This is a genomic window from Prevotella heparinolytica, from assembly GCF_004342845.1.
GTDB classification, from domain to species: domain Bacteria; phylum Bacteroidota; class Bacteroidia; order Bacteroidales; family Bacteroidaceae; genus Bacteroides; species Bacteroides heparinolyticus.
In genome coordinates this window covers 65466-87921 of the sequence record NZ_SLXB01000018.1, presented here as the reverse complement: position 1 = coordinate 87921, position 22456 = coordinate 65466, and the positions used below count along the sequence as shown (strand labels likewise).

The following is a 22456-nucleotide window of genomic DNA, read 5'->3' as shown; positions in this document are numbered from 1 at the left end:
GCAAAATCAAGTCCGTTTCATTTCAAAAAACGTGTAATTGACTATATTTCAATAATTTCAAAGAACTATTTATCCACTTTTACGGGACAGTAGTGATTCAGTAATTTTAATGATTGATACTGAATATGTAACGTGATTGAAAGAAAATGGAATACAAGTCAAAATATGGCACGGTTTTTGTTGATATATAAATAACGGAAGTTTCTGAACTTTTGTTTCAAATTTGGCTCATCTACTACGCCAACAAGTCCGTGAGGATATGTAGACAGGCTTTTATAGACTTCTTCCCCTTTAACCTGAAGATAAGAGATATTTTTCTTTATAGTAAACCAAAAGAGCAATTATGACATCTTTAGATTTAAGAAACATTGCTTCTGCTGGCGGAAACCTTGTTGTTAATGCGGATAAGTTCACTGCGTTGGATTTAAAAAACATTGCTTCAAGTGGAGTTGGCACTAAGTGCAAACTCACCATTAAAAAAGCAGGAAAACTTACTGGATTAGACTGTAGAAATATTGCATCTGCTAATCCGGGAAATGTGACATTTGATTTTAGTGAATAAATCCCAAACCTATTGGGAATGGGATGTATTCAAGTGTATAACGGCAACTTGAAACATGTTGCCACTAAAGACAGAAAGGAGGATATTATGGCGAAAAAAGTCACTTCAGCTAAAGTTGCCAGTCAAGCATCAAAAGCCTTGCAAGATGGACGTTCAAGTACCAGAACAAAAAGCCTTGCAGGTAGTGCTTTGTCTCAGCGTGAAAAGAAGAAATAATAATGTTTCTTTGTAGAGCAAGCCCTGACAGAGTTGCCGCTTTGTCAGGGTTAAATTTATGCCATAATGTCATTCCTTTCTGTAAAACAGCGCAAATATAATAACTTCTATTATACAAACAAAGCATATCATGGTTGGTTCGGGGATTTCCCGACTCCAGCCTTTCTAAGATTTTCCAGTGTAGATATGTATATCAGTACCTTTAAAATATATCTTTAAATTCTCCGAAGGACCCTCCGGAGGATATTATTAAATATTATCAATATATATTAATATACCATCATGTAAATTGCCTGGCAAATTGCATGGTGTTTTTTTTGACAAATCGTCCGGTTCATCCGCCGGAGTCGTTTGGGGATTGTTCGTTTGCATCCATTTTCCGCTTGTACAAGCAGAAGGCAACACTTGTACAAGTGAAGGTCGACGCTTGTACAACTGAGAGGCAACGCTTGTACAAGTGTAAATCACTCATACTCAATAGGAGATACAATGAAACAGAGAAGCGATGAAGAGTTTGCATAAATTTAGAGGGTTAAGGCATCGTTCAACTCCGTGCCCCGTTTCCATTAGCGGGCACGAAGTCTGGCAAACCGGAGCACCATTGTCGGGCCACCGAAAAAGAGCAATCCGAACCACCGGGAAATGAAAACAATTCACTACCTTTGTGCGAGTAAATGGCATCGCCTTATGACAAGGTGACAGACGTAGGATAAACGCATAATTTGCCGGTAAAAACGAAGCCATGAACAGAAGAGATTATACACGTATGATGAAGAAAAACGGAAATATCCTGATTGTCGATGACAACCGGGGCGTGCTTGCCGCCTTGCAACTTTTGCTGAAACCCTGTTTCGAAGAGATTACCGCTCTTGCTTCGCCCGTCACCCTGCCGGGCGCGCTGCGCGAAAAGAAGTGGCAGGTCGTGCTGCTCGACATGAACTTTGCTTCGGGCATCAATAGCGGCAATGAAGGTCTGTACTGGCTGCACGAGATAAAAAAGCAGTACCCTTCCCTGCCGGTGGTTCTCTTCACGGCCTATGCCGACATCGATCTTGCCGTGAGAGGCATCAAGGAAGGTGCGGCCGACTTCATCGTGAAACCTTGGGACAACCGGAAGCTGATAGAGACCTTGTTAAAAGCCGCCTCTGCTGCGGAACAGAAATCTTCCTCTTCATCAAACGGGAAACGCACGAAGGAAAGCAACGGATTTCCGCCGGCAGACGACCGCAGCATGTATTGGGGCAACAGCAGCGCCATGCGGCATCTGCGCCTTTTGGTGGAAAAAGTGGCTTCTACCGACGCCAACATCCTAATCACGGGCGAAAACGGCACGGGCAAGGAAATGCTGGCCCGCGAAATACATTCTCTTTCCGCACGCAACCGGCAAGAGATGGTAAGCGTGGACATGGGTGCAATCACCGAAAGCCTTTTTGAAAGTGAATTGTTCGGCCACGTGAAAGGTTCTTTCACCGATGCGCATGCCGACCGCCCCGGCAAGTTCGAGGCAGCCGGGCATAGTACTCTTTTCCTCGATGAGATAGGCAACCTGCCCTACCATCTGCAAGCCAAACTGCTTACTGCCATCCAGCGCCGCAGCATCGTCCGAGTGGGCAGCAACACCCCCATTCCCATAGATATCCGCCTTATATGCGCCACCAACCGCAATCTGCCCGACATGGTGGCAAAAGGAGAGTTTCGTGAAGATTTGCTATACCGCATCAATACGATACACCTCGAAATACCGTCGTTGCGCGAACGTCCCGAAGACATCATTCCGCTTGCCGAGCGCTTTATCCTCCGTTTTTGCAAGCAATATGACAAGCCACCCGTCGAACTGACGGACAGCGCTTGCGAAAAGCTGAAGCTCCACCCTTGGTATGGCAACATCCGCGAGTTGGAACACGTCATCGAGAAAGCCGTTATCATCTGCGACAATGCGTATCTTCCGGCCGAACTGTTCCAATTGACCCGACGGGTCGAGAAACCGGATGCCGCAGCGTCCACTCTCGAAGAAATGGAAATGCAGATGATACGAAAGACCCTCGACAAATGCAACGGAAACCTCTCGGCCGTGGCAACGCAACTGGGCATTACACGCCAGACGCTTTACAACAAAATGAAAAAGCACGGACTTTGAGTTAGAAATGATTTGCCACGCATGTATGAAATATAGAGATCCAAGACAATATTATTCGTTCCGCGTTGCCGTCAGCATATCAACGGCGCTCCTTGCAGGCATAATGTGGGCGTTTGTCTTCATTGACGCTCCGCCTCCGAAAGGATTGCACACCGCCTTGTTGTGGGCTGTGCTGTTCAGCGCGCTTCTTCCCGTAGCCATCTATTGGCAACGTAAGCTATATCGTCGTCATGTGCAGAAAGTGCTTTTCATGCTTGATGCCATCGAAAACAACGATAATGCCATTCATTTCTCCGAAAAAGAGGCATTGGCAGACACGCAGCTCATAAACCACGCCTTGAACCGGGTGGCACGCATGCTCTATAACGTAAAAAGCGAAACTGTTCAACAGGAAAAATACTACGAGCTGATTCTTGACTGTGTAAATACCGGTATTCTGGTTTTAAACGACAATGGCGCCGTATACCAAAAGAACAATGAAGCCCTGCGCTTGTTGGGTCTCAGCATATTTACCCATATCAGCCAACTGAACCGCATAGACCCGCGACTGTGCTCCATCCTGACGAACAGCCGTCCGGGAGAAAAATTACAGGTGGCTTTTACTAATGAACGGGGCACTGTGAACATATCCATCCGCGTCAGCGATATCACCGTGCGCAACGAACACCTGCGCATCCTTGCCCTCAACGACATCAACAACGAGCTGGACGAAAAGGAAATAGACTCATGGAGCAGACTCACCCGTGTGTTGACGCACGAAATAATGAATGCCGTCACCCCGATAACCTCATTGAGCGACACCCTGCTGGAACTGGCCGAAGAGCAAGCCTCGCACGAAGAAATCAGGAACGGACTGCAAACCATCAGCAGTACGGGAAAAGGGCTGTTGTCCTTCGTGGAGTCATACCGGAAACTCACGCGCATTCCTACTCCCGAACCTTCTTTGTTCTACCTCAAGAGCTTCATCGAGCGCATGGTTGGGCTTTCCCGCCACCAGCACCCTGACGCCCGGGTGAGTTTTCGTACGCACATTGCGCCGGACGACCTCATTCTGTATGCCGACGAAAATCTTATATCGCAAGTGGTCATCAACTTGCTGAAAAACGCCATACAAGCCATCGGGTCGGACACCGATACCGACAAAGAGGGACGCATCGATATCCGTGCCTACTGTAACGAGGCGGAGGAGATACTGATAGAAATATCCAACAATGGCCCTACCATTCCCGAAGCCATTGCCGAACATGTTTTCATTCCGTTTTTCACGACCAAAGAGGGAGGAAACGGCATAGGCTTGAGCATTTCCCGGCAAATCATGCGGCTATCGGGAGGCAACCTGTCATTGCTGCCCGGCAAAGAGACCACTTTTGTGCTAAAGTTCAACTGAACCATTTTCAGAAGATATGTGTTTGGCACATTGCACGTTCCTTTGTTTTATGTATTGAATTTATCATAACTTTAAACCATGTAATAGCTCAATTATGTTGTTCACAGCAGGAAACATTCTACTTGTAGGCTCTATTTTACTTTTTGTCAGCATCATCGTCGGCAAAACCGGCTATCGTTTCGGCGTTCCCGCATTATTGCTTTTTCTCATTGTGGGCATGCTGTTTGGCAGTGACGGATTAGGTTTGCAATTTCACAATGTCGAAGAAGCACAATTCATAGGCATGGTTGCTCTCAGCATCATCCTGTTTTCCGGCGGCATGGATACTAAATTCTCCGATATAAAACCGATACTCACTTCCGGCATCGCCTTGTCCACCGTGGGAGTATTGCTTACGGCCTTATTCACCGGACTTTTCATCTGGTGGCTGTCGGGCATGGACTGGAGCAACATTCAATTTCCGCTTATCACCTCTCTTTTGCTCGCATCCACGATGTCATCCACCGATTCGGCTTCCGTATTTGCCATTCTGCGTTCGCAGAAGATGAATCTGAAACATAATCTGCGTCCGATGCTGGAGTTGGAAAGCGGCAGCAACGACCCGATGGCTTATATGCTTACCATTGTCCTGATTCAGCTTACCACCTCCTCCGAAATCGGTGTTTCCCAGGTTTTAGGCTCGTTTGCCATACAATTCATTGTCGGTGCTGCCACCGGCTACTTCCTCGGAAAACTGGCCATCTTAATGCTGAACCGGCTGAACATCGACAATCAGGCACTCTATCCTATCTTGTTGCTTTCTTTCGTATTCTTTATATTCTCCATTACCGACCTGTTGAAAGGAAACGGCTATTTGGCTGTTTACATAGCCGGAATGATGGTAGGTAACAACAAAATCATGTACCGGAAAGAAATCTATACGGTAATGGATGGGTTGACATGGCTTGTACAAATCATCATGTTCCTTTGCCTCGGTTTGCTTGTCAATCCCCATGAGATGTTGGAGGTTGCTGCCGTTGCATTGCTCATCGGCATATTCATGATTTTTATCGGACGCCCGTTGAGCGTTTTCTTGTGTCTGCTGCCTTTCGGCAGGAAGATAACTTTCAAATCACACCTGTTTGTTTCGTGGGTAGGACTGCGCGGTGCGGTTCCCATCATCTTTGCCACCTACCCCGTGGTGGCCGAAGTGCCCGGCGCAGATATCATCTTTAACATCGTATTCTTCATAACAATAGTTTCTTTGGTCATTCAAGGCACCACAGTTTCCCGCGCGGCCCGCATATTGGGACTCTCTACTCCATTGGAAAAAACCGGAAATGAGTTCGGAATAGAATTGCCAGAGGAGATAGGCTCCAGCTTGCACGACATGACGATTACACAAGAAATTCTTGACAAAGCCGACACGCTGAAAGACATGAATTTGCCTAAAGGAACATTGGTGATGATTGTAAAACGCGATAATGAGTACCTCATCCCTAACGGCACCCTGAAACTGCACCTCGGCGACAAGCTGCTGCTGATTTCGGAAAATGCGGAGAGAGAGGCTCTCATTTGATTTATCCGGCTAAAATGCCCACTAAAAAAAGCTTATAGAGCTTGCGTGGCATTACTATAAGTTCTATCTTTGCGCAGTTTTAACTAAAGTGTGCAGATTACGAATGAAACAAGAATACGGGTTCGTTGATTATATAGAACAAAGTATCATTAAAAACTGGGATAATAATGCCCTGACAGACTATAAAGGAATCACGCTGCAATACAAAGACGTAGCAAGAAAAATAGCAAAATTTCATATCGTACTGGAAAGTGCCGGCATACGGCCGGGAGACAAGATCGCCGTTTGCGGGCGTAATAGCGCACATTGGGCGGTGACTTTTCTGGCCACAGTTACCTACGGGGCCATCATTGTTCCCATCTTGCACGAATTCAAAGCCGACAACATTCATAATATCGTCAACCACTCCGAAGCCAAATTACTGTTTGTCGGCGATCAGGTATGGGAGAATCTCAATGAAGATGCAATGCCCCTGCTTATCGGCATCGCATTATTGACGGATTTCAATCTCGTGGTCTGCCGCAATAAACAGTTACTGGATGCTTTTGAACACCGAAACGCCATATACGGCACATACTATCCCAGGAATTTCAGACCCGAACATGTGAACTACCGCAAAGAGCAATCACCCGAAGAATTGGCTGTAATCAACTACACTTCGGGCACTACGGGATATTCCAAAGGAGTGATGCTTCCTTGCCGCAGCCTTTGGTCCAATCTGGCCTATTGCCATGAAATGCTTCCGGTACGCCCCGGCGATCGCATCGTGTCCATGTTACCTTTAGGACATGTGTTCGGTATGGTGTACGACTTTCTATACGGTTTCTCGGCCGGCGCGCATCTGTTTTTTCTTACGCGCATGCCGTCACCCAAGATCATAGCCCAGTCGTTTTCGGAAATCAAACCACGTGTCATATCGTGTGTGCCGCTCATCGTAGAAAAAATTATCAAAAAGAACATTCTGCCGCGTGTGGACAACAAGATAGGCAAACTACTGTTGCGTGTGCCCATCATCAATGATAAAATAAAAGCAGCCGCCCGTAAAGAGGCTATGGAAATATTCGGAGGTAATTTTGACGAGATCATTGTAGGCGGCGCTCCATTCAATGCCGATGTAGAACGCTTCCTAAAACAAATAGAATTCCCCTACACCGTTGCATACGGCATGACGGAATGCGGCCCCATCATCAGTTCAAGCCGCTGGGAAACGCTGAAGCTTGCCTCGTGCGGAAAAGCCGCCAGCCGCATGGAAGTCAGGATAGACTCCCCTGACCCTGAAAACATTGCCGGTGAAATTATTTGCAAAGGCACCAACCTGATGCTGGGTTACTACAAAAACGACGAAGCAACTTCCCAAATCATCGACAGCAACGGCTGGTTGCACACAGGCGACCTTGCAACAATGGATGCCGAAGGATACATCACCGTGCGAGGCCGCAGTAAAAACATGCTCCTCACCTCCAGCGGGCAGAATATCTACCCCGAAGAGATTGAAAGCAAGCTGAACAACATGCCCTATGTCTCCGAATCGCTCATCGTGCTTCAGAAAGAGAAACTGGTGGCGCTTATCTATCCGGACTTTGACGACGCATTTGCCCACAACATGAAACAGGAGGACATTGAAAAAGTGATGGAGGACAACCGCAAGGAACTGAACCTCCAATTACCGGCTTACAGCCAGATTGCCAAAGTCAAGATACACTTTGAGGAGTTTGAAAAGACAGCCAAGAAAAGCATCAAGCGCTTCATGTATCAGGAAGCGGCGAAACCGGTCCAACAACAGTAACAGGAATATCTTCCCTCGGTACGCATGGAGAGGGAAAGATTTTTATCTACATAGGCTTTTGCTCCTCCGCTCAATTTTCTACCTTTGTAATCTAAATCAAAATAAGGCAGTCATGAAGCATAAACCAGCGGTACGTACCACCGAAATCTCACTTGAACAATGGAACGAGCAGGCAAGCCACGCATTAATGGGCAATCTGGGCATTCAATATACCTATGCCGATGAAACCCGCATAGAGGCCACAATGCCCGTAGACCACCGCACACGTCAGCCATTCGGGATGCTTCATGGGGGCGCTACCCTTGCGTTAGCCGAGACGATCGCCGGTCTGGGTTCCACAATCCTTTGCCAGCCTGATGAGGTTGCCGTAGGGATGCAGGTCAGTGGAAATCATATCTCATCTGCACAAGAAGGAGACACGGTACGTGCCGTAGGAACGATCATGCATAAGGGACGTTCGTCTCACGTATGGAATGTGGACGTCTTTACCTCAACCGGCAAGTTGGTATCTTCCGTACGGGTGGTGAACAGTGTTATGAAAAAGAGATGACAGACAAAGATACAAGTAAATTGAAAACGATTGATGCACTTATTGAGCGTGAAGAGCCGTTCGCTGTTTTCCGCCTCCCGGAAGAGAAGGTTCCCCGTCTGTTGACGCTGGAGAGAGGCACAGTGCGTCTGATATACGATTTGAAAGACCTGAATGGAGAGAAAGGGTTTGTCATCGCTCCGTTCCGGGTCAGTGAGACATGTCCGGTTGTGTTGATCCAACCCGGCCGGCAAGAGCCGTTACCTGACGAAAAAACGAGAGAAGACAAAGATAGGGCGCTGCAAATGCAAGAAAGGTTTCAGTCTTCGCCCACAGAAGAATATACCACCTGCTTTCAGTCCTTCATCCATGCTTTGTGCAATAGAACGTTTGACAAGTTAGTGCTTTCAAGGCGCTTCACCATCGACAGGACGCCGGAATTCTCTCCTTCATCGGCCTTTCAGGCTGCATGCAGACAATATATCCATTCGTATATCTACTTGTGCTATACTCCGCAGACCGGTATGTGGTTGGGAAGCACCCCTGAGATTATTTTATCGGGCAAGAGCGACCAATGGAGCACGGTTGCCCTGGCCGGAACGCAACCTTTGCGAAATGGCAAACTGCCACAGACATGGGACGAAAAAAACAAGAAGGAGCAGGAGTATGTCACCTCTTACATTCGTCAGCAGCTCCGTTCATTGGATATCCGGTCTACGGAAAACGGTCCTTATCCGGCCTATGCCGGCGCTTTGTCGCACCTGAAAACGGATTTCGGATTTTCTTTAAAAGACAACAAGGAGTTGGGCAACCTGCTGAAAGTGTTGCACCCTACCCCTGCCGTATGCGGATTGCCGAAAGAAGAGGCCTACCGGTTCATTTTGGAAAACGAAGGGTATGACCGGCGCTATTATTCTGGTTTCATCGGTTGGCTGGATCCTGACGGCAAGACCGATCTATACGTGAATCTACGCTGCATGCATATCGAGGACAAGCAACTGACCCTGTATGCAGGCGGCGGACTGCTGGCTTCTTCGGAGTTGAACGACGAATGGATGGAGACGGAAAAGAAGATGCAAACCATAAAACGGCTCACGGCAATGCCTCTTAATTCATAAACGACTAATCATTATCATCATGTACACAGACAAGAAGAACATACTTCAACTGGCGGCGTTGCTCAAAGCGCACGGAATAACAAAGGTTGTGCTGTGTCCGGGCAGTCGCAATGCTCCCATCGTGCATACGTTGTCCAATCATCCGCATTTCACCTGCTATGCAATGACGGATGAGCGCAGCGCGGGTTATTTTGCCATCGGCCTTGCCTTAAATGGAGGCAATCCCGTTGCTGTTTGCTGTACTTCGGGAACCGCATTGTTGAATCTTCATCCGGCTGTGGCCGAAGCCTTTTATCAGCATGTTCCCTTAGTGGTTATCTCCGCCGACCGCCCGGCGGCCCGGATCGGACAGATGGACGGACAGACCGTTCCGCAACCGGAGGCGTTCCGGACATTGGTCAAGAAATCGGTCAACCTTCCGGAGATTCATACGGACGAGGATGAATGGTACTGCAACCGCCTGATAAATGAGGCGTTGTTGGAGACGAACCATCATGGGAAAGGCCCCGTGCATATCAACATCCCGATATCCGAACCGCTGTTCCGGTTCACGACCGATGCCCTGCCTGAGGTACGCGTCATCACCCGTTATCACGGCTTGAACATCTACGACCGCGATTATAACGACCTGATTGACCGGATGAACAAGTATAGGAAACGGATGGTCATCGTGGGGCAAATGAACCTGATTTATCTGTTTGAAAAGAGATATACCAAGTTACTATACAAGCATTTTGTCTGGCTTACGGAGCATATCGGCAACCGGACAACGCCGGGGATTCCGGTAAAGAACTTCGACACGGCACTCCATGCCATGCCTGAAGAAAAGGCAGGCCAAATGGCGCCTGAATTGCTGATTACCTATGGCGGGCACATCGTTTCCAAACGGTTGAAACAGTTTCTCCGCCGGAATCCGCCCAAGGAGCATTGGCACATATCGCCCGACGGTGAGGTTGTCGACCTCTACGGCTCATTAACTACCGTGATTGAAATGGATCCGTTTGAATTCTTGGAAAAGATAGCCGGGCTGCTGGACAATCTGACTCCCGAGTATCCCCGTGTATGGGAGAATTATTGCAAAATGATTCCCGAACCGGTATTTGCCTATTCGGAAATGGCGGCTGTCGGTGCATTGATAAAGGCTTTGCCGGAATCTTGCTCATTGCATTTGGCAAACAGTTCGGTGATTCGTTATGCCCAACTCTATTCCATTCCTTCCACGATTGAGGTTTGTTGCAACCGTGGTACAAGCGGCATAGACGGTTCGCTTTCCACGGCTGTGGGCTATGCGGCGGCTTCGGACAAACTGAACTTCGTGGCCATCGGAGACTTGAGCTTTTTCTATGACATGAATGCATTGTGGAATGTCAATGTCCGTCCAAACCTGCGCATCCTATTGCTGAATAACGGCGGAGGGGAGATTTTCCGGACATTGCCGGGATTGGAACTGTCGGACACCTCACATGGGTATATTACGGGCGTTCATAAAACATCTGCCAAAGGTTGGGCGGAAGAGCGCGGTTTTCTTTATCTGCGTGTGGACAACGAAGCACAGCTACCGGAAGCGGTGAAGACCCTTGCACAGCCGGAATCTGTGGAGCAGCCCATCTTGCTGGAAGTATTTACCGACAAGGACGAAGATGTGCGAATATTGAAGGATTATTATCACCAATTAAAATAAAAACTATGTCAACAAAAAGAGAATGGACAACCATCAGAGAATATGAGGATATCCTGTTCGATTACTATAACGGGATTGCCCGCATCACAATTAACCGCGAACGGTATCGGAATGCCTTTACCCCGACCACTACCGCCGAAATGAGCGATGCCTTGCGCATTTGCCGTGAAGAAGCGGACATCGACGTGATTGTCATCACCGGAGCCGGAGATAAGGCTTTCTGTTCGGGTGGCGACCAGAATGTGAAAGGGCGTGGCGGTTATATCGGCAAAGACGGTGTGCCCCGCTTGAGCGTACTGGATGTGCAAAAGCAGATTCGCAGCATCCCGAAACCGGTGATTGCTGCCGTAAACGGTTATGCCATCGGTGGAGGACACGTACTCCATGTGGTATGCGACTTGTCTATTGCTTCCACCAATGCCATTTTCGGTCAGACCGGACCTCGGGTAGGTAGTTTCGATGCCGGATTCGGCGCATCTTATCTGGCACGCGTGGTAGGCCAGAAGAAAGCACGCGAAATCTGGTTCCTTTGCCGCAAATACAATGCACAGGAGGCATTGAAGATGGGACTGGTGAACAAAGTAGTGGCACCGGAACAATTGGAGGATGAGTATGTGCAATGGGCGGAAGAAATGATGCAACTCAGTCCCTTGGCCCTGCGTATGATTAAGGCCGGACTGAACGCCGAACTGGATGGACAGGCCGGCATTCAGGAGCTGGCAGGAGACGCTACACTGCTCTATTATCTGACAGACGAGGCGCAAGAAGGCAAGAATGCCTTTCTGGAGAAACGTAAACCGGACTTCAAGCAGTATCCGAAGTTTCCTTAGAGGCTGTTCTGAATTTGTTTCAGTTGCTTAGAGGCTGTCGATATTTTGTCCGACAGTATTCAGGTGTTTCTTTTCAAGGCTGTTGTTCTGTTTCATCATTTACAAGTCATGGATTGCAGGATTAAAATAATCCCCCGGTTGCTTCATTTCAAAGAACCGGCCGGGACTTCGCGAGGTATCTATTCTACCCGGAAAGTCTGGTATCTTCATTTCACCTCTCCGGAGTTTCCGGGCCGGGTGGGAATGGGAGAATGCGCCCCTCTGCCCCAACTCAGTTACGACGATGTGCCGAACTACGAGGATGTGCTGCAAGCCGCCTGCCGCCAAGTGGAAGCACAAGGCGGCATCCTTGATGTTGATGCTTTGCGCAATTATCCATCCATTCTTTTCGGATTGGAGACGGCCATCCGCCACTATCATACAGACGATTGGGCTTTGTGGGACACCGCTTTCTCCCGTGGAGAAGCTGGAATACCGATTAACGGGCTTATCTGGATGGGAGATTATAATGAGATGCTCGTCCGGATAGAAGCAAAAATGAAGGCGGGCTTCCGATGTATCAAACTGAAAATAGGCGCTATAAACTTTGAAGAAGAGCTGGCTTTGCTTCGCCATATCCGCACTCATTTCTCATCCAAAGAAATGGAGCTGCGTGTAGATGCCAATGGGGCTTTCTCTCCTGCCGATGCCATGGAGAAATTGAAACGCCTTTCGGAGTTGGATTTACATTCCATCGAACAGCCTATCCGGGCAGGACAATGGGAAGAGATGGCCCGCCTGACTTCCGAATCTCCTTTGCCGATAGCACTGGATGAAGAGTTGATTGGCTGCAACACCCCGGAAGAAAAACGGAAACTTCTTGCTGCCATTCAACCTCAATACATCATTCTCAAACCTTCCCTTCATGGTGGAATGAGCGGTGGAAACGAATGGATTGAGGAGGCCGGAAGACAACAAATCGGTTGGTGGATTACGTCGGCTTTAGAATCTAATATCGGACTGAATGCCATTGCCCAATGGTGCGCGACTCACGATAATCCACTACCGCAGGGATTAGGAACGGGATTACTTTTCACCGATAATGTGGAGATGCCTCTTGAGATAAAAAAAGATAGTCTGTGGTTCTGCAAATAACGGGAAACTTTAAAACAATTCGATGATATACGACCGGAACAAACAGCATCTACTGCTCGAAGGAAAAGCATATACTCCTGAAGACATAAGCAAGTGTGTGGCAGAAGGGGCTGAGAAGTACCCTCCCGCTATATGGGACTTATTTCTTTTCCTGAGTGAATGGTTCAACGATTCTCCCGTCATCGCCGTTCACACCTCCGGCTCTACGGGTATTCCCAAAGAATTGACCGTGCGCAAAGACCGGATGATGCAAAGCGCACGCCTGACTTGCGAATGCCTGAACCTGCAACACGGCGACACGGCATTGCTGTGCATGAACCTCCGCTACATAGGAGCCATGATGGTGGTGGTGCGCTCGTTGGTGGCCGGCTTGAATCTGATTGTGCGCCCGGCTTCCGGACACCCGTTGGCCACAGACGTAAAAGGTTCTTTGAGGTTTGCCGCCATGGTTCCCATGCAAGTCTACAATACGCTTCAGGTTGCCGAAGAAAAAGCACGATTGGAAAAGACCGATATTTTGATTATAGGAGGCGGTGCAGTCGACGAGGCGTTGGAAGCAGAACTCAAATTGCTCCCTACCGCAGTCTATTCCACTTATGGCATGACTGAAACATTATCACACATTGCCCTGCGCCGCCTGAACGGAGATACCGCTTCCGAACATTACCATCCTTTCCCATCGGTGAAACTCTCTCTCTCCACCGAAGGCACATTGGTGATTGAAGCTCCCTTGATTTGTGATGACATCTTGCAAACCAATGATATTGCCCATATCTATCCCGACGGAAGTTTCAGCATTCTGGGACGGAAAGACAATGTGATTAATAGCGGCGGAATCAAGATTCAGGCAGAGGAAATAGAAAAGAAGCTTCGCCCCATAATTTCCGCTCCATTTGCAGTTACTTCAATTCCCGACCGGCGTTTAGGACAAGCTTTGGTTTTATTGATTGCCGGCCGGACGGACGTACAAGATATAAAGAATAAATTGCCGGCCATACTCGAACCTTATTACCGTCCTAAACACATCTTTGCAACAACCTCCATTCCGCAAACCGAAAATGGGAAAACGAACCGAACCGAATGTCGCGCTTTGGCACTACAATTGTTCAAGGTGACGGAAAATAAATAATACCTATGTGGAAATGAGGCGCATTATCCGGATTACAGACATAAGAACAAAGGATTAAAGGATTGATTAAAGTGACCATGTGATGTCTAAAAATAATAAAAACTTGTCTATTATGGAAATGAACCAAGCCGCCCCCAAATTTCAGGATGCATCAATCGCCCCCATGCACACAACCGAACATATCATCAATCAAACCATGATAAGACAATTCGGTTGCGGACGTTCCGTATCGGCACATATAGAACGAAGAAAAAGCAAACTGGATTATCACCTTGCCTCCTGCCCCACCGAAGAAGAAGTAAAGAAGCTGGAAAAGGCAGTTAACGAGGTAATAGCCCGACATTTGCCTGTGACGACGGAATTTATTGCACAAGAAGAAGCAGAAGGACGTTTCGACATGCAACGGTTGCCCGACGATGCCTCGGAAACAGTACGCGTTGTAAAGGTGGGTGATTACGACGAATGCCTTTGCATAGGTGTGCATGTGGCAAATACATCAGAAATCGGTACTTTTAAAATCATCAGCCACGATTGGGACGAAGAAGCCAAACGTTGGCGAATGCGTTTCAAATTAGTATAAACGGCATTGCGCCATCAGAAAGCAGCCTGAAGGCCTGTTGGATATTTTCATTTTCATCCCTGCGGTCGGCCTTCGTCAAGGTGTGGGATTGCCTTTCTTGAAGTGCGGGCATATCTCCTCTCAAGTGCGGGCAGAGCGAGTGTAAAGTGTGGGCTTACAGGCGGTGAAGTGCGGGCGGAGAAGAGCTTAGGTGTGGGTGTAAGCCTCCTAAAGTGTGGAGGCAGACTTGGTAAAGCCTCAACGAGATAAGAAGCACAAAGAGTATGCCCTCAAAAAGAACATTTTGTTGTCAAAAACATTCTTTTATCAACATTTTGTCTTGAAGAGAACTTCTTCCCACATTTTTAGCAAACAAATAAGGAGAAAAACCTCTTTGTGTCAACATGTTTTTATATCTTTGCAGCATAACAGACTTTTGCCACCTGCCGCATTGCTTTCGGCAGAGACATGGACGTGGAGCAACCAAGTAATCTTGCAACTTCGGCTACAATGGAATCATATAGTAAATAGAAAAAATAGTAGATAAACAAATGGAACAACTGAAGCACGAATGCGGCGTTGCCATGATACGCCTGCTGAAACCGTTGGAATATTATGAAAAGAAGTACGGTACATGGATGTACGGACTGAACAAGCTCTATCTTCTGATGGAAAAGCAGCACAACCGAGGGCAAGAAGGCGCAGGGCTGGCCTGCGTCAAGCTGGAAGCCAATCCGGGCGAGGAATACATGTTTCGTGAGCGTGCTCTCGGTTCGAGTGCCATCACCGAAATATTCGGTACGGTGCAGAACAATTTCAAAGACTTGACAAAGGAACAGCTGCACGATGCGGAATATGCCAAGCGTATACTGCCTTTTGCCGGAGAGGTTTATATGGGGCACTTACGCTATTCCACTACCGGCAAGTCGGGCATCTCGTACGTGCATCCGTTCCTCAGAAGGAACAATTGGCGTGCCAAAAATCTGGCCTTATGCGGCAACTTCAACCTGACGAACGTCGACGAGATTTTTGCACGCATCACAGCCATCGGGCAACATCCGCGCAAGTATGCCGACACTTACATCATGCTGGAGCAAGTGGGACATCGGCTCGACCGCGAAGTGGAACGCCTTTTCAATCTTGCCGAAGCCGAAGGGCTGACGGGTATGGACGTGACCCACTATATTGAGAATCATATAGACCTTGCCAATGTGTTGCGCACTTCGAGCAAGGAATGGGACGGAGGATACGTCATGTGCGGACTGACCGGAAGCGGAGAAACATTTGCCGTGCGCGACCCTTGGGGCATCCGTCCCGCATTCTGGTATCAGGATGAGGAGATAGCCGTACTTGCCAGCGAACGCCCGGTGATACAAACCGCACTCAATGTTTCCGTCGAATCCATCAAGGAGTTGCAACCCGGACAAGCCTTGCTCATCAACAAGGCCGGCACAATCCGCACGGTGCAAATCAACAAGCCGCGCGAAATGCGCCCCTGTTCTTTCGAGCGTATCTACTTCAGCCGAGGCAGTGATGTCGATATTTATAAAGAACGCAAACTGCTGGGCGAGAAGCTCGTTCCCAACATCCTGAAAGCCGTGGACAACGACATAGACCATACGGTATTCTCCTTCATCCCCAACACGGCGGAAGTAGCTTTCTATGGCATGTTGCAGGGATTGGACAAATATCTCAATGAAGAAAAAGTGCAGCAGATTGCCGCCCTCGGCCACAATCCCGGCTTGGAAGAACTGGAACACATCCTGTCTCGCCGAATCCGCAGTGAGAAAGTCGCCATCAAGGATATCAAGCTGCGCACTTTCATTGCCGAAGGCAACAGCCGCAACGACCTCGCCGCCCATGTGTACGACATCACCTATGGCAGTTTGGTTCCAAACGTCGACAACCTCGTCATCATCGACGACAGCATCGTGCGCGGCACAACCCTGAAGCAAAGCATCATCGGCATTCTCGACCGCCTCCATCCGAAAAAGATAGTGATTGTGAGCTCTTCCCCGCAGGTGCGCTATCCCGACTATTACGGCATCGATATGACCAAAATGAGCGAATTCATCGCTTTCAAGGCAGCCATTGAACTGCTGAAAGAGCGGAACATGGAGGATGTGATTGCTTCCGCATACCGCAAGTCGAAAAAACAGACGAACCTGCCCAAGGAGGAGATGGTGAACTATGTAAAAGAGATTTACGCTCCTTTCAGCGACGAAGAAATCTCTGCCAAGATGGTAGAGCTGCTCACTCCGAAAGGAACGAAAGCCGAGGTACAGATTGTCTACCAGCCCCTCGAAGGATTGCACGAAGCCTGTCCCAACCATCCGGGCGACTGGTATTTCAGTGGCGACTATCCCACGCCGGGCGGGGTGAAGCAACTGAACAAGGCTTTTGTGGAGTATATCGAGGAGAAAGAAGAAAAGAATAACTGAATCATAAGAAGAATACTATTTTATACATGAGCAACGAAAAGAATATCTCAAAAGAAGCTCCTTCCTCCCCTCTCTTTGAGCAAGTGAGCACAAGCAAGAGCGGAATGACCGGAGGCGTTTCGCTTCTTCTCGACGATGGAACATGCTTTCGCGGCAAGTCGTTCGGTTATGAAAAGCCGGTGGCGGGAGAAGTGGTCTTCAACACAGCCATGTCGGGCTATCCCGAAAGTCTGACCGACCCTTCGTATGCCGGACAACTGATGACGCTCACCTATCCGTTGGTGGGCAACTATGGCGTACCGCCGTTCACCATCGAGCCTGACGGCCTGCCCACTTTCATGGAGAGCGAACGCATCCACGCCGAAGCCATCATCGTAAGCGACTATTCCGAAAACTACAGCCACTGGAATGCCACCGAGAGCCTTGCCGACTGGCTGAAGCGCGAACAAGTGCCGGGCATTACGGGCATCGACACCCGCGAACTGACCAAAGTGCTGCGCGAACATGGCGTAATGATGGGTCGGATTATTTTCGACAACGAACCGGACAACGTGCCCGAAGCCGCCTATGCCGGTGTGAACTATGTGGACAAGGTGAGTTGCAAAGAGATAATCCGATATAATCAAGGAGCAGGCAAGAAGAGGGTTGTTCTCGTGGATTGCGGCGTAAAGGCCAATATCATCCGCTGCCTGTTGAAGCGTGACGTAGAAGTGATTCGTGTGCCGTGGAACTACGATTACAACGGACTGGAATTTGACGGCCTGTTCATATCCAACGGGCCGGGCGACCCGGACACCTGCGATGCCGCCGTACAAAACATCCGTAAGGCCATGCAGAATGAAAAGTTGCCTATCTTCGGCATCTGCATGGGCAACCAGTTGCTTTCAAAAGCCGGAGGAGCCCGGATTTACAAATTGAAGTACGGACACCGCAGCCATAACCAACCGGTGCGCATGGTGGGTACGGAACGTTGCTTCATCACTTCTCAGAATCACGGTTATGCAGTCGACAGCCATACGCTGGGCGACGATTGGGAACCGCTCTTCATCAATATGAACGACGGCTCCAACGAGGGTATCAGACACAAGCGCAACCCTTGGTTCTCGGCACAGTTTCATCCGGAAGCGGCCAGCGGCCCCACAGACACGGAATTTCTGTTCGACGAGTTCGTGAAACTGCTATAAGACCGATATCCGGCAAAGATTCATCATCGTAACCATTAACCCCAAAGACCCAATGAAAGAAAACAACATAAAGAAAGTGCTGCTGCTCGGCTCCGGCGCATTGAAAATCGGTGAAGCGGGAGAATTCGACTACTCCGGTTCGCAGGCACTGAAAGCGCTGAAGGAAGAAGGCATCCATACCGTCCTCATCAACCCCAATATCGCTACGGTGCAAACCTCCGAGGGAGTTGCCGACCAAATTTATTTCCTGCCCGTGACGCCCTATTTTGTAGAAAAGGTCATTCAGAAAGAGCGTCCTGACGGCATCATGCTTGCTTTTGGCGGACAAACGGCCTTGAACTGCGGAGTGTCTCTCTACAAAGAAGGTATTTTCGAGAAATACGGCGTAAAGGTGCTGGGTACCCCCGTACAGGCCATCATCGACACCGAAGACCGCGAAATTTTTGTGCGCAAGCTGAACGAGATCGACGTAAAGACCATCAAGAGCGAAGCTGTGGAGAATGCGGCCGATGCCCGCCGGGCCGCTGCCGAACTGGGCTATCCGGTAATCATACGTGCGGCCTATGCGCTGGGCGGTTTAGGCTCCGGCTTCTGCGACAATGAAGAAGAACTGAATGTATTGGTTGAAAAAGCTTTTGCCTTCTCTCCGCAAGTGCTGGTGGAAAAATCGTTGAGAGGCTGGAAAGAAGTGGAGTATGAAGTGGTGCGCGACCGCTTCGACAACTGCATCACGGTGTGCAACATGGAGAACTTCGACCCGTTGGGCATCCATACGGGCGAGTCGATCGTTATTGCTCCTTCGCAAACACTGAGCAACACGGATTATCATAAGCTGCGCGAACTGGCTATCCGCATCATCCGCCACATCGGCATTGTAGGAGAGTGTAACGTGCAGTATGCCTACGACCCCAATAGCGAGGATTATCGCGTAATCGAGGTAAACGCACGCTTGAGCCGTTCGTCTGCATTGGCCTCTAAAGCAACCGGTTATCCGCTTGCATTTGTGGCTGCGAAACTTGGTTTGGGTTATGGTTTGTTCGACCTGAAGAACTCCGTCACCAAAACCACCAGCGCATTCTTCGAACCGGCTCTGGATTATGTGGTGTGCAAGATTCCACGGTGGGATTTGGGCAAATTCCACGGTGTGGACAAGGAGCTTGGTTCTTCCATGAAGTCGGTAGGTGAGGTAATGGCCATCGGACGCACTTTCGAGGAAGCCATTCAGAAAGGCCTGAGAATGATAGGTCAAGGCATGCACGGGTTCGTGGAAAACAAAGAACTTGTCATCCCCGACATCGACAAGGCATTGCGCGAACCGACCGACAAGCGCATCTTCGTCATCTCGAAGGCTTTCCGTGCCGGATATACCGTAGACCAAGTGCACGAACTGACCAAAATAGATAAATGGTTTCTGGAGAAGTTAATGAATATCATGAACACTTCGAAGGAGTTGCAGCAACTTGGAAATAAGCATGCCCAAGCTTTTTCGTCCGACAAAAGCCTTCGCTCCGTCGAGAGCGACGCATCGGGACGGGAACTTCTGCGCAAAGCGAAAATACAAGGCTTCTCTGATTTCCAGATATCCCGCGCTCTTGGCTTGGAGCAGTATATGGAAAGTGAAAAAGGCAGTCTTGCCGTGCGCGCTTTCCGCAAGAATACAGGCCTTTTACCCGTTGTGAAGCAAATAGACACCCTTGCCGCCGAATATCCTGCGCAAACCAATTACTTGTATCTGACGTACAACGGCACGGCCAACGATGTCCACTATCTGGGCGACCGCAAGTCCATCGTCGTTCTCGGTTCCGGCGCTTACCGCATCGGCTCCTCGGTAGAGTTCGACTGGTGCGGCGTACAAGCGCTGAACACCATCCGCAAGGAGGGCTACCGCAGTGTGATGATTAACTATAACCCCGAAACCGTCTCCACGGACTATGACATGTGCGACCGTCTTTACTTTGACGAGCTGACCTTTGAACGGGTAATGGATATCATCGAACTGGAGAATCCGCACGGTGTGATAGTCTCTACCGGCGGACAAATACCGAATAACCTTGCCATACGCCTCGACGAACAACGAGTACCTATCCTCGGCACAAGCGCCAAAAGCATCGACAATGCCGAAGACCGCGACAAGTTCTCTGCCATGTTGGACCGCATCGGTGTGGATCAGCCCGAATGGAGTGCGCTGACCTCGATGGAGGATATCAACGCTTTCGTCGCCAAAGTGGGTTTTCCGGTGCTTGTGCGCCCCTCGTACGTGCTTAGCGGAGCAGCAATGAACGTCTGTTCCAACAAGGAAGAGCTGGAACGTTTCCTGCAACTGGCTGCCAATGTGTCGAAGAAACATCCGGTGGTGGTGAGCCAATTCATCGAACACGCCAAGGAAGTGGAAATGGATGCCGTGGCACGAAACGGCGAAATCATTGCGTATGCCATCAGTGAGCATATCGAGTTTGCCGGAGTACATTCGGGCGATGCCACTATCCAGTTCCCGCCGCAAAAGCTGTATGTGGAAACGGTACGCCGCATCAAGCGCATCAGCCGCGAGATAGCCCGTGAACTGAATATCTCCGGGCCGTTCAACATCCAATATCTGGCACGTGAGAACGACATCAAGGTAATCGAGTGCAACCTGCGTGCATCGCGTTCGTTCCCGTTCGTCAGCAAGGTGCTGAAAATAAACTTTATCGAACTGGCCACGAAGGTAATGCTCGGCATTCCCGTAGAGAAGCCCGACAAAAATCTGTTCGATTTGGATTATGTGGGAATCAAAGCCAGCCAATTCTCCTTCAACCGCCTGCAAAAAGCAGATCCGGTGCTGGGTGTGGACATGGCTTCTACCGGCGAAGTGGGTTGCATAGGCAGCGACACTTCCTGTGCCATCCTGAAAGCCATGCTCTCCGTGGGCTATCGCATTCCGCAGAAGAACATCCTTCTCTCCACCGGTACGCCGAAACAGAAGGTGGAAATGCTTTCCGCCGCCCGCCTCTTGCAGCAGAAGGGCTACAAACTATTCGCTACGGGCGGCAGCAGCAACTTCCTTACGGAAAACGGCGTGGAGAACACACGCGTCTATTGGCCCAGCGAAGAAAACCAACAGCCGCAAGCTCTTGACATGCTCCGCAACAAGGATATAGACATGGTGGTGAACATCCCGAAAAACCTCACGGCAGGCGAGTTGAGCAATGGCTATAAGATACGTCGCGCAGCCATCGACCTCAACATTCCGCTGATAACGAATGCTCGTCTGGCAAGTGCGTTTATCAATGCCTTCTGCACGATGAGCGTAGACGACATTGCCATCAAGTCATGGGAAGAGTATAAGTAAGGCTATCGGGAAAAGATATTTATAATTCAAAGGCAATCAGCGTTTTACACTTGTACAAGTATCGTCCTGCGCTTGTACAAGTGTAAACGTTCGGTTGTACAAGCGCAGGCTTACGCACTTAGAAGTGTGAATCGGGGAAATCAGTCGATAATCTCGGCGTCCTCGATATCGGCCAGTTTCTTTACAGGACTCTCCGGTTCTTTGGGACGGCGGCGCATGAATTTGAACCAGTTCAGGAGTTCCGAGGCGGCATACACCAAACAGCCGATACCAATGATGACAAATGCCGTGGAACGCACTCCCGTGGGATTGAACAGCGCAATCAGTCCGGCAAGCAAAATCAATACGGGCACCACATAGAACCCTCCCGGCACCGGCATCCAGCGACGGGCGGCAGAAAGCGAGGCTATTTGCTGCACCCCGCCCATCACGAGGATGAATCCCAGCACAAAGGTCAGCAGATCTGCAAAGAAATCGGGCATGATGATGAGCCATGCACCAAACAACAGGCTGCCCACTCCCTCAATCGGAAAACGAAGACGCGCCTCGGCAGGCTGCACAAAATAACCTATGATACTGATTAGCGAAGGCACCAAAAAAACAACACCTATCGTAATCACAAGATAATCGCCGGCCTTATCGGGAAACATCACCAATATCAGGCCTATCACCAACGCGCATATAGCACGCAAAAAAGAATAACTTAATCCTCTCATGAGCCTCTGTTTTTTTGCGAAGATACATTTTATCCGAATAACCCGGAACGAAAACCGTGAAAATATATCGCCGTTTCTTCCGGATACCCTCTTATCATAGAACAGTGAATCAAGAAAAATGTTCTCCCGAAGAAAAAAAGTAAGTTTTATTTTGGAGGTAA

At 49.1% G+C, this 22456-nt stretch carries 16 protein-coding genes and 1 pseudogene; 16 read left to right on the top strand and 1 reads right to left on the bottom strand.

Annotated features, from left to right (window positions below; all coding sequences use genetic code 11):
• The first annotated feature begins 343 nt into the window (after positions 1-343).
• The 16 genes and pseudogenes from EV202_RS09935 (at position 344) to carB (ending at position 21579) form a co-directional block, all read left to right on the top strand.
• Complete coding sequence (locus EV202_RS09935) at positions 344-562, top strand: hypothetical protein (protein ID WP_106068519.1); 219 nt, start codon at positions 344-346, stop codon at positions 560-562.
• 18 nt (positions 563-580) lie between these two features.
• Entirely contained in the window at positions 581-778 is a 198-nt protein-coding gene (locus tag EV202_RS09930; protein WP_106068518.1) for a hypothetical protein, read from the top strand.
• A 769-nt stretch (positions 779-1547) separates the two neighbouring features.
• Positions 1548-2915, top strand: coding sequence for a sigma-54-dependent transcriptional regulator (locus EV202_RS09925; RefSeq protein WP_131926967.1), 1368 nt, complete (start codon positions 1548-1550; stop codon positions 2913-2915).
• 25 nt (positions 2916-2940) lie between these two features.
• Positions 2941-4302 carry an ATP-binding protein gene (locus tag EV202_RS09920; RefSeq protein WP_131926963.1) on the top strand — a complete coding sequence of 454 codons (1362 nt, stop codon included), beginning with the start codon at positions 2941-2943 and terminating at the stop codon, positions 4300-4302.
• A gap of 94 nt (positions 4303-4396) precedes the next feature.
• The gene (locus tag EV202_RS09915) at positions 4397-5860 is read left to right on the top strand and encodes a potassium/proton antiporter (RefSeq protein WP_131926962.1); all 1464 of its coding nucleotides are present in this window, start codon (positions 4397-4399) and stop codon (positions 5858-5860) included.
• 103 nt (positions 5861-5963) lie between these two features.
• Positions 5964-7646 carry a long-chain fatty acid--CoA ligase gene (locus EV202_RS09910; RefSeq protein ID WP_131926961.1) on the top strand — a complete coding sequence of 561 codons (1683 nt, stop codon included), beginning with the start codon at positions 5964-5966 and terminating at the stop codon, positions 7644-7646.
• Between the two features lie 130 nt (positions 7647-7776).
• Positions 7777-8196: pseudogene (locus tag EV202_RS09905) on the top strand (PaaI family thioesterase); the annotation flags it as partial.
• Entirely contained in the window at positions 8193-9293 is a 1101-nt protein-coding gene (locus EV202_RS09900; RefSeq protein WP_131926960.1) for an isochorismate synthase, read from the top strand. The pseudogene EV202_RS09905 and the gene EV202_RS09900, both read left to right, overlap by 4 nt.
• 19 nt (positions 9294-9312) lie before the next feature.
• Positions 9313-10974, top strand: a complete 1662-nt coding sequence (gene menD / locus EV202_RS09895; RefSeq protein ID WP_131926959.1) for a 2-succinyl-5-enolpyruvyl-6-hydroxy-3-cyclohexene-1-carboxylic-acid synthase — start codon at positions 9313-9315, stop codon at positions 10972-10974.
• 5 nt (positions 10975-10979) lie between these two features.
• Complete coding sequence (menB, locus tag EV202_RS09890; protein ID WP_131926958.1) at positions 10980-11804, top strand: 1,4-dihydroxy-2-naphthoyl-CoA synthase; 825 nt, start codon at positions 10980-10982, stop codon at positions 11802-11804.
• A 108-nt stretch (positions 11805-11912) separates the two neighbouring features.
• On the top strand, positions 11913-12938 hold the full coding sequence (locus tag EV202_RS09885; protein ID WP_131926957.1) for an o-succinylbenzoate synthase: 1026 nt from the start codon (positions 11913-11915) through the stop codon (positions 12936-12938).
• 22 nt (positions 12939-12960) lie between these two features.
• Entirely contained in the window at positions 12961-14067 is a 1107-nt protein-coding gene (locus EV202_RS09880; protein WP_131926956.1) for an AMP-binding protein, read from the top strand.
• 112 nt (positions 14068-14179) lie between these two features.
• A complete protein-coding gene (locus EV202_RS09875; protein ID WP_131926955.1) occupies positions 14180-14647 on the top strand; it encodes an alanyl-tRNA editing protein in 468 nt (155 codons plus the stop codon).
• Positions 14648-15177: 530 nt separating this feature from the next.
• On the top strand, positions 15178-17067 hold the full coding sequence (locus EV202_RS09870) for an amidophosphoribosyltransferase (protein ID WP_131926954.1): 1890 nt from the start codon (positions 15178-15180) through the stop codon (positions 17065-17067).
• A 104-nt stretch (positions 17068-17171) separates the two neighbouring features.
• Positions 17172-18251, top strand: coding sequence for a glutamine-hydrolyzing carbamoyl-phosphate synthase small subunit (gene carA, locus EV202_RS09865; RefSeq protein WP_106070427.1), 1080 nt, complete (start codon positions 17172-17174; stop codon positions 18249-18251).
• 52 nt (positions 18252-18303) lie between these two features.
• Complete coding sequence (gene carB / locus EV202_RS09860; RefSeq protein WP_106068507.1) at positions 18304-21579, top strand: carbamoyl-phosphate synthase (glutamine-hydrolyzing) large subunit; 3276 nt, start codon at positions 18304-18306, stop codon at positions 21577-21579.
• 140 nt (positions 21580-21719) lie between these two features.
• On the opposite strand, the gene EV202_RS09855 is transcribed toward carB, so the two are convergent.
• Positions 21720-22295 (bottom strand): HdeD family acid-resistance protein, encoded by a 576-nt coding sequence (locus EV202_RS09855; protein ID WP_131752687.1) that lies wholly within the window; start codon positions 22293-22295, stop codon positions 21720-21722.
• Between the last annotated feature and the right edge of the window lie 161 nt (positions 22296-22456).

What these genes read in the sequence shown, in the direction of transcription:
- EV202_RS09935 (WP_106068519.1), top strand. Translation starts at nt 344, where the DNA reads ATGACATCTTTAGATTTAAGAAACATTGCTTCTGCTGGCGGAAACCTT.
- EV202_RS09930 (WP_106068518.1), top strand. Translation starts at nt 581, where the DNA reads ATGGGATGTATTCAAGTGTATAACGGCAACTTGAAACATGTTGCCACT.
- EV202_RS09925 (WP_131926967.1), top strand. Translation starts at nt 1,548, where the DNA reads ATGAAGAAAAACGGAAATATCCTGATTGTCGATGACAACCGGGGCGTG.
- EV202_RS09920 (WP_131926963.1), top strand. Translation starts at nt 2,941, where the DNA reads ATGAAATATAGAGATCCAAGACAATATTATTCGTTCCGCGTTGCCGTC.
- EV202_RS09915 (WP_131926962.1), top strand. Translation starts at nt 4,397, where the DNA reads ATGTTGTTCACAGCAGGAAACATTCTACTTGTAGGCTCTATTTTACTT.
- EV202_RS09910 (WP_131926961.1), top strand. Translation starts at nt 5,964, where the DNA reads ATGAAACAAGAATACGGGTTCGTTGATTATATAGAACAAAGTATCATT.
- EV202_RS09900 (WP_131926960.1), top strand. Translation starts at nt 8,193, where the DNA reads ATGACAGACAAAGATACAAGTAAATTGAAAACGATTGATGCACTTATT.
- menD (WP_131926959.1), top strand. Translation starts at nt 9,313, where the DNA reads ATGTACACAGACAAGAAGAACATACTTCAACTGGCGGCGTTGCTCAAA.
- menB (WP_131926958.1), top strand. Translation starts at nt 10,980, where the DNA reads ATGTCAACAAAAAGAGAATGGACAACCATCAGAGAATATGAGGATATC.
- EV202_RS09885 (WP_131926957.1), top strand. Translation starts at nt 11,913, where the DNA reads ATGGATTGCAGGATTAAAATAATCCCCCGGTTGCTTCATTTCAAAGAA.
- EV202_RS09880 (WP_131926956.1), top strand. Translation starts at nt 12,961, where the DNA reads ATGATATACGACCGGAACAAACAGCATCTACTGCTCGAAGGAAAAGCA.
- EV202_RS09875 (WP_131926955.1), top strand. Translation starts at nt 14,180, where the DNA reads ATGGAAATGAACCAAGCCGCCCCCAAATTTCAGGATGCATCAATCGCC.
- EV202_RS09870 (WP_131926954.1), top strand. Translation starts at nt 15,178, where the DNA reads ATGGAACAACTGAAGCACGAATGCGGCGTTGCCATGATACGCCTGCTG.
- carA (WP_106070427.1), top strand. Translation starts at nt 17,172, where the DNA reads ATGACCGGAGGCGTTTCGCTTCTTCTCGACGATGGAACATGCTTTCGC.
- carB (WP_106068507.1), top strand. Translation starts at nt 18,304, where the DNA reads ATGAAAGAAAACAACATAAAGAAAGTGCTGCTGCTCGGCTCCGGCGCA.
- EV202_RS09855 (WP_131752687.1), bottom strand. Translation starts at nt 22,295, where the DNA reads ATGAGAGGATTAAGTTATTCTTTTTTGCGTGCTATATGCGCGTTGGTG.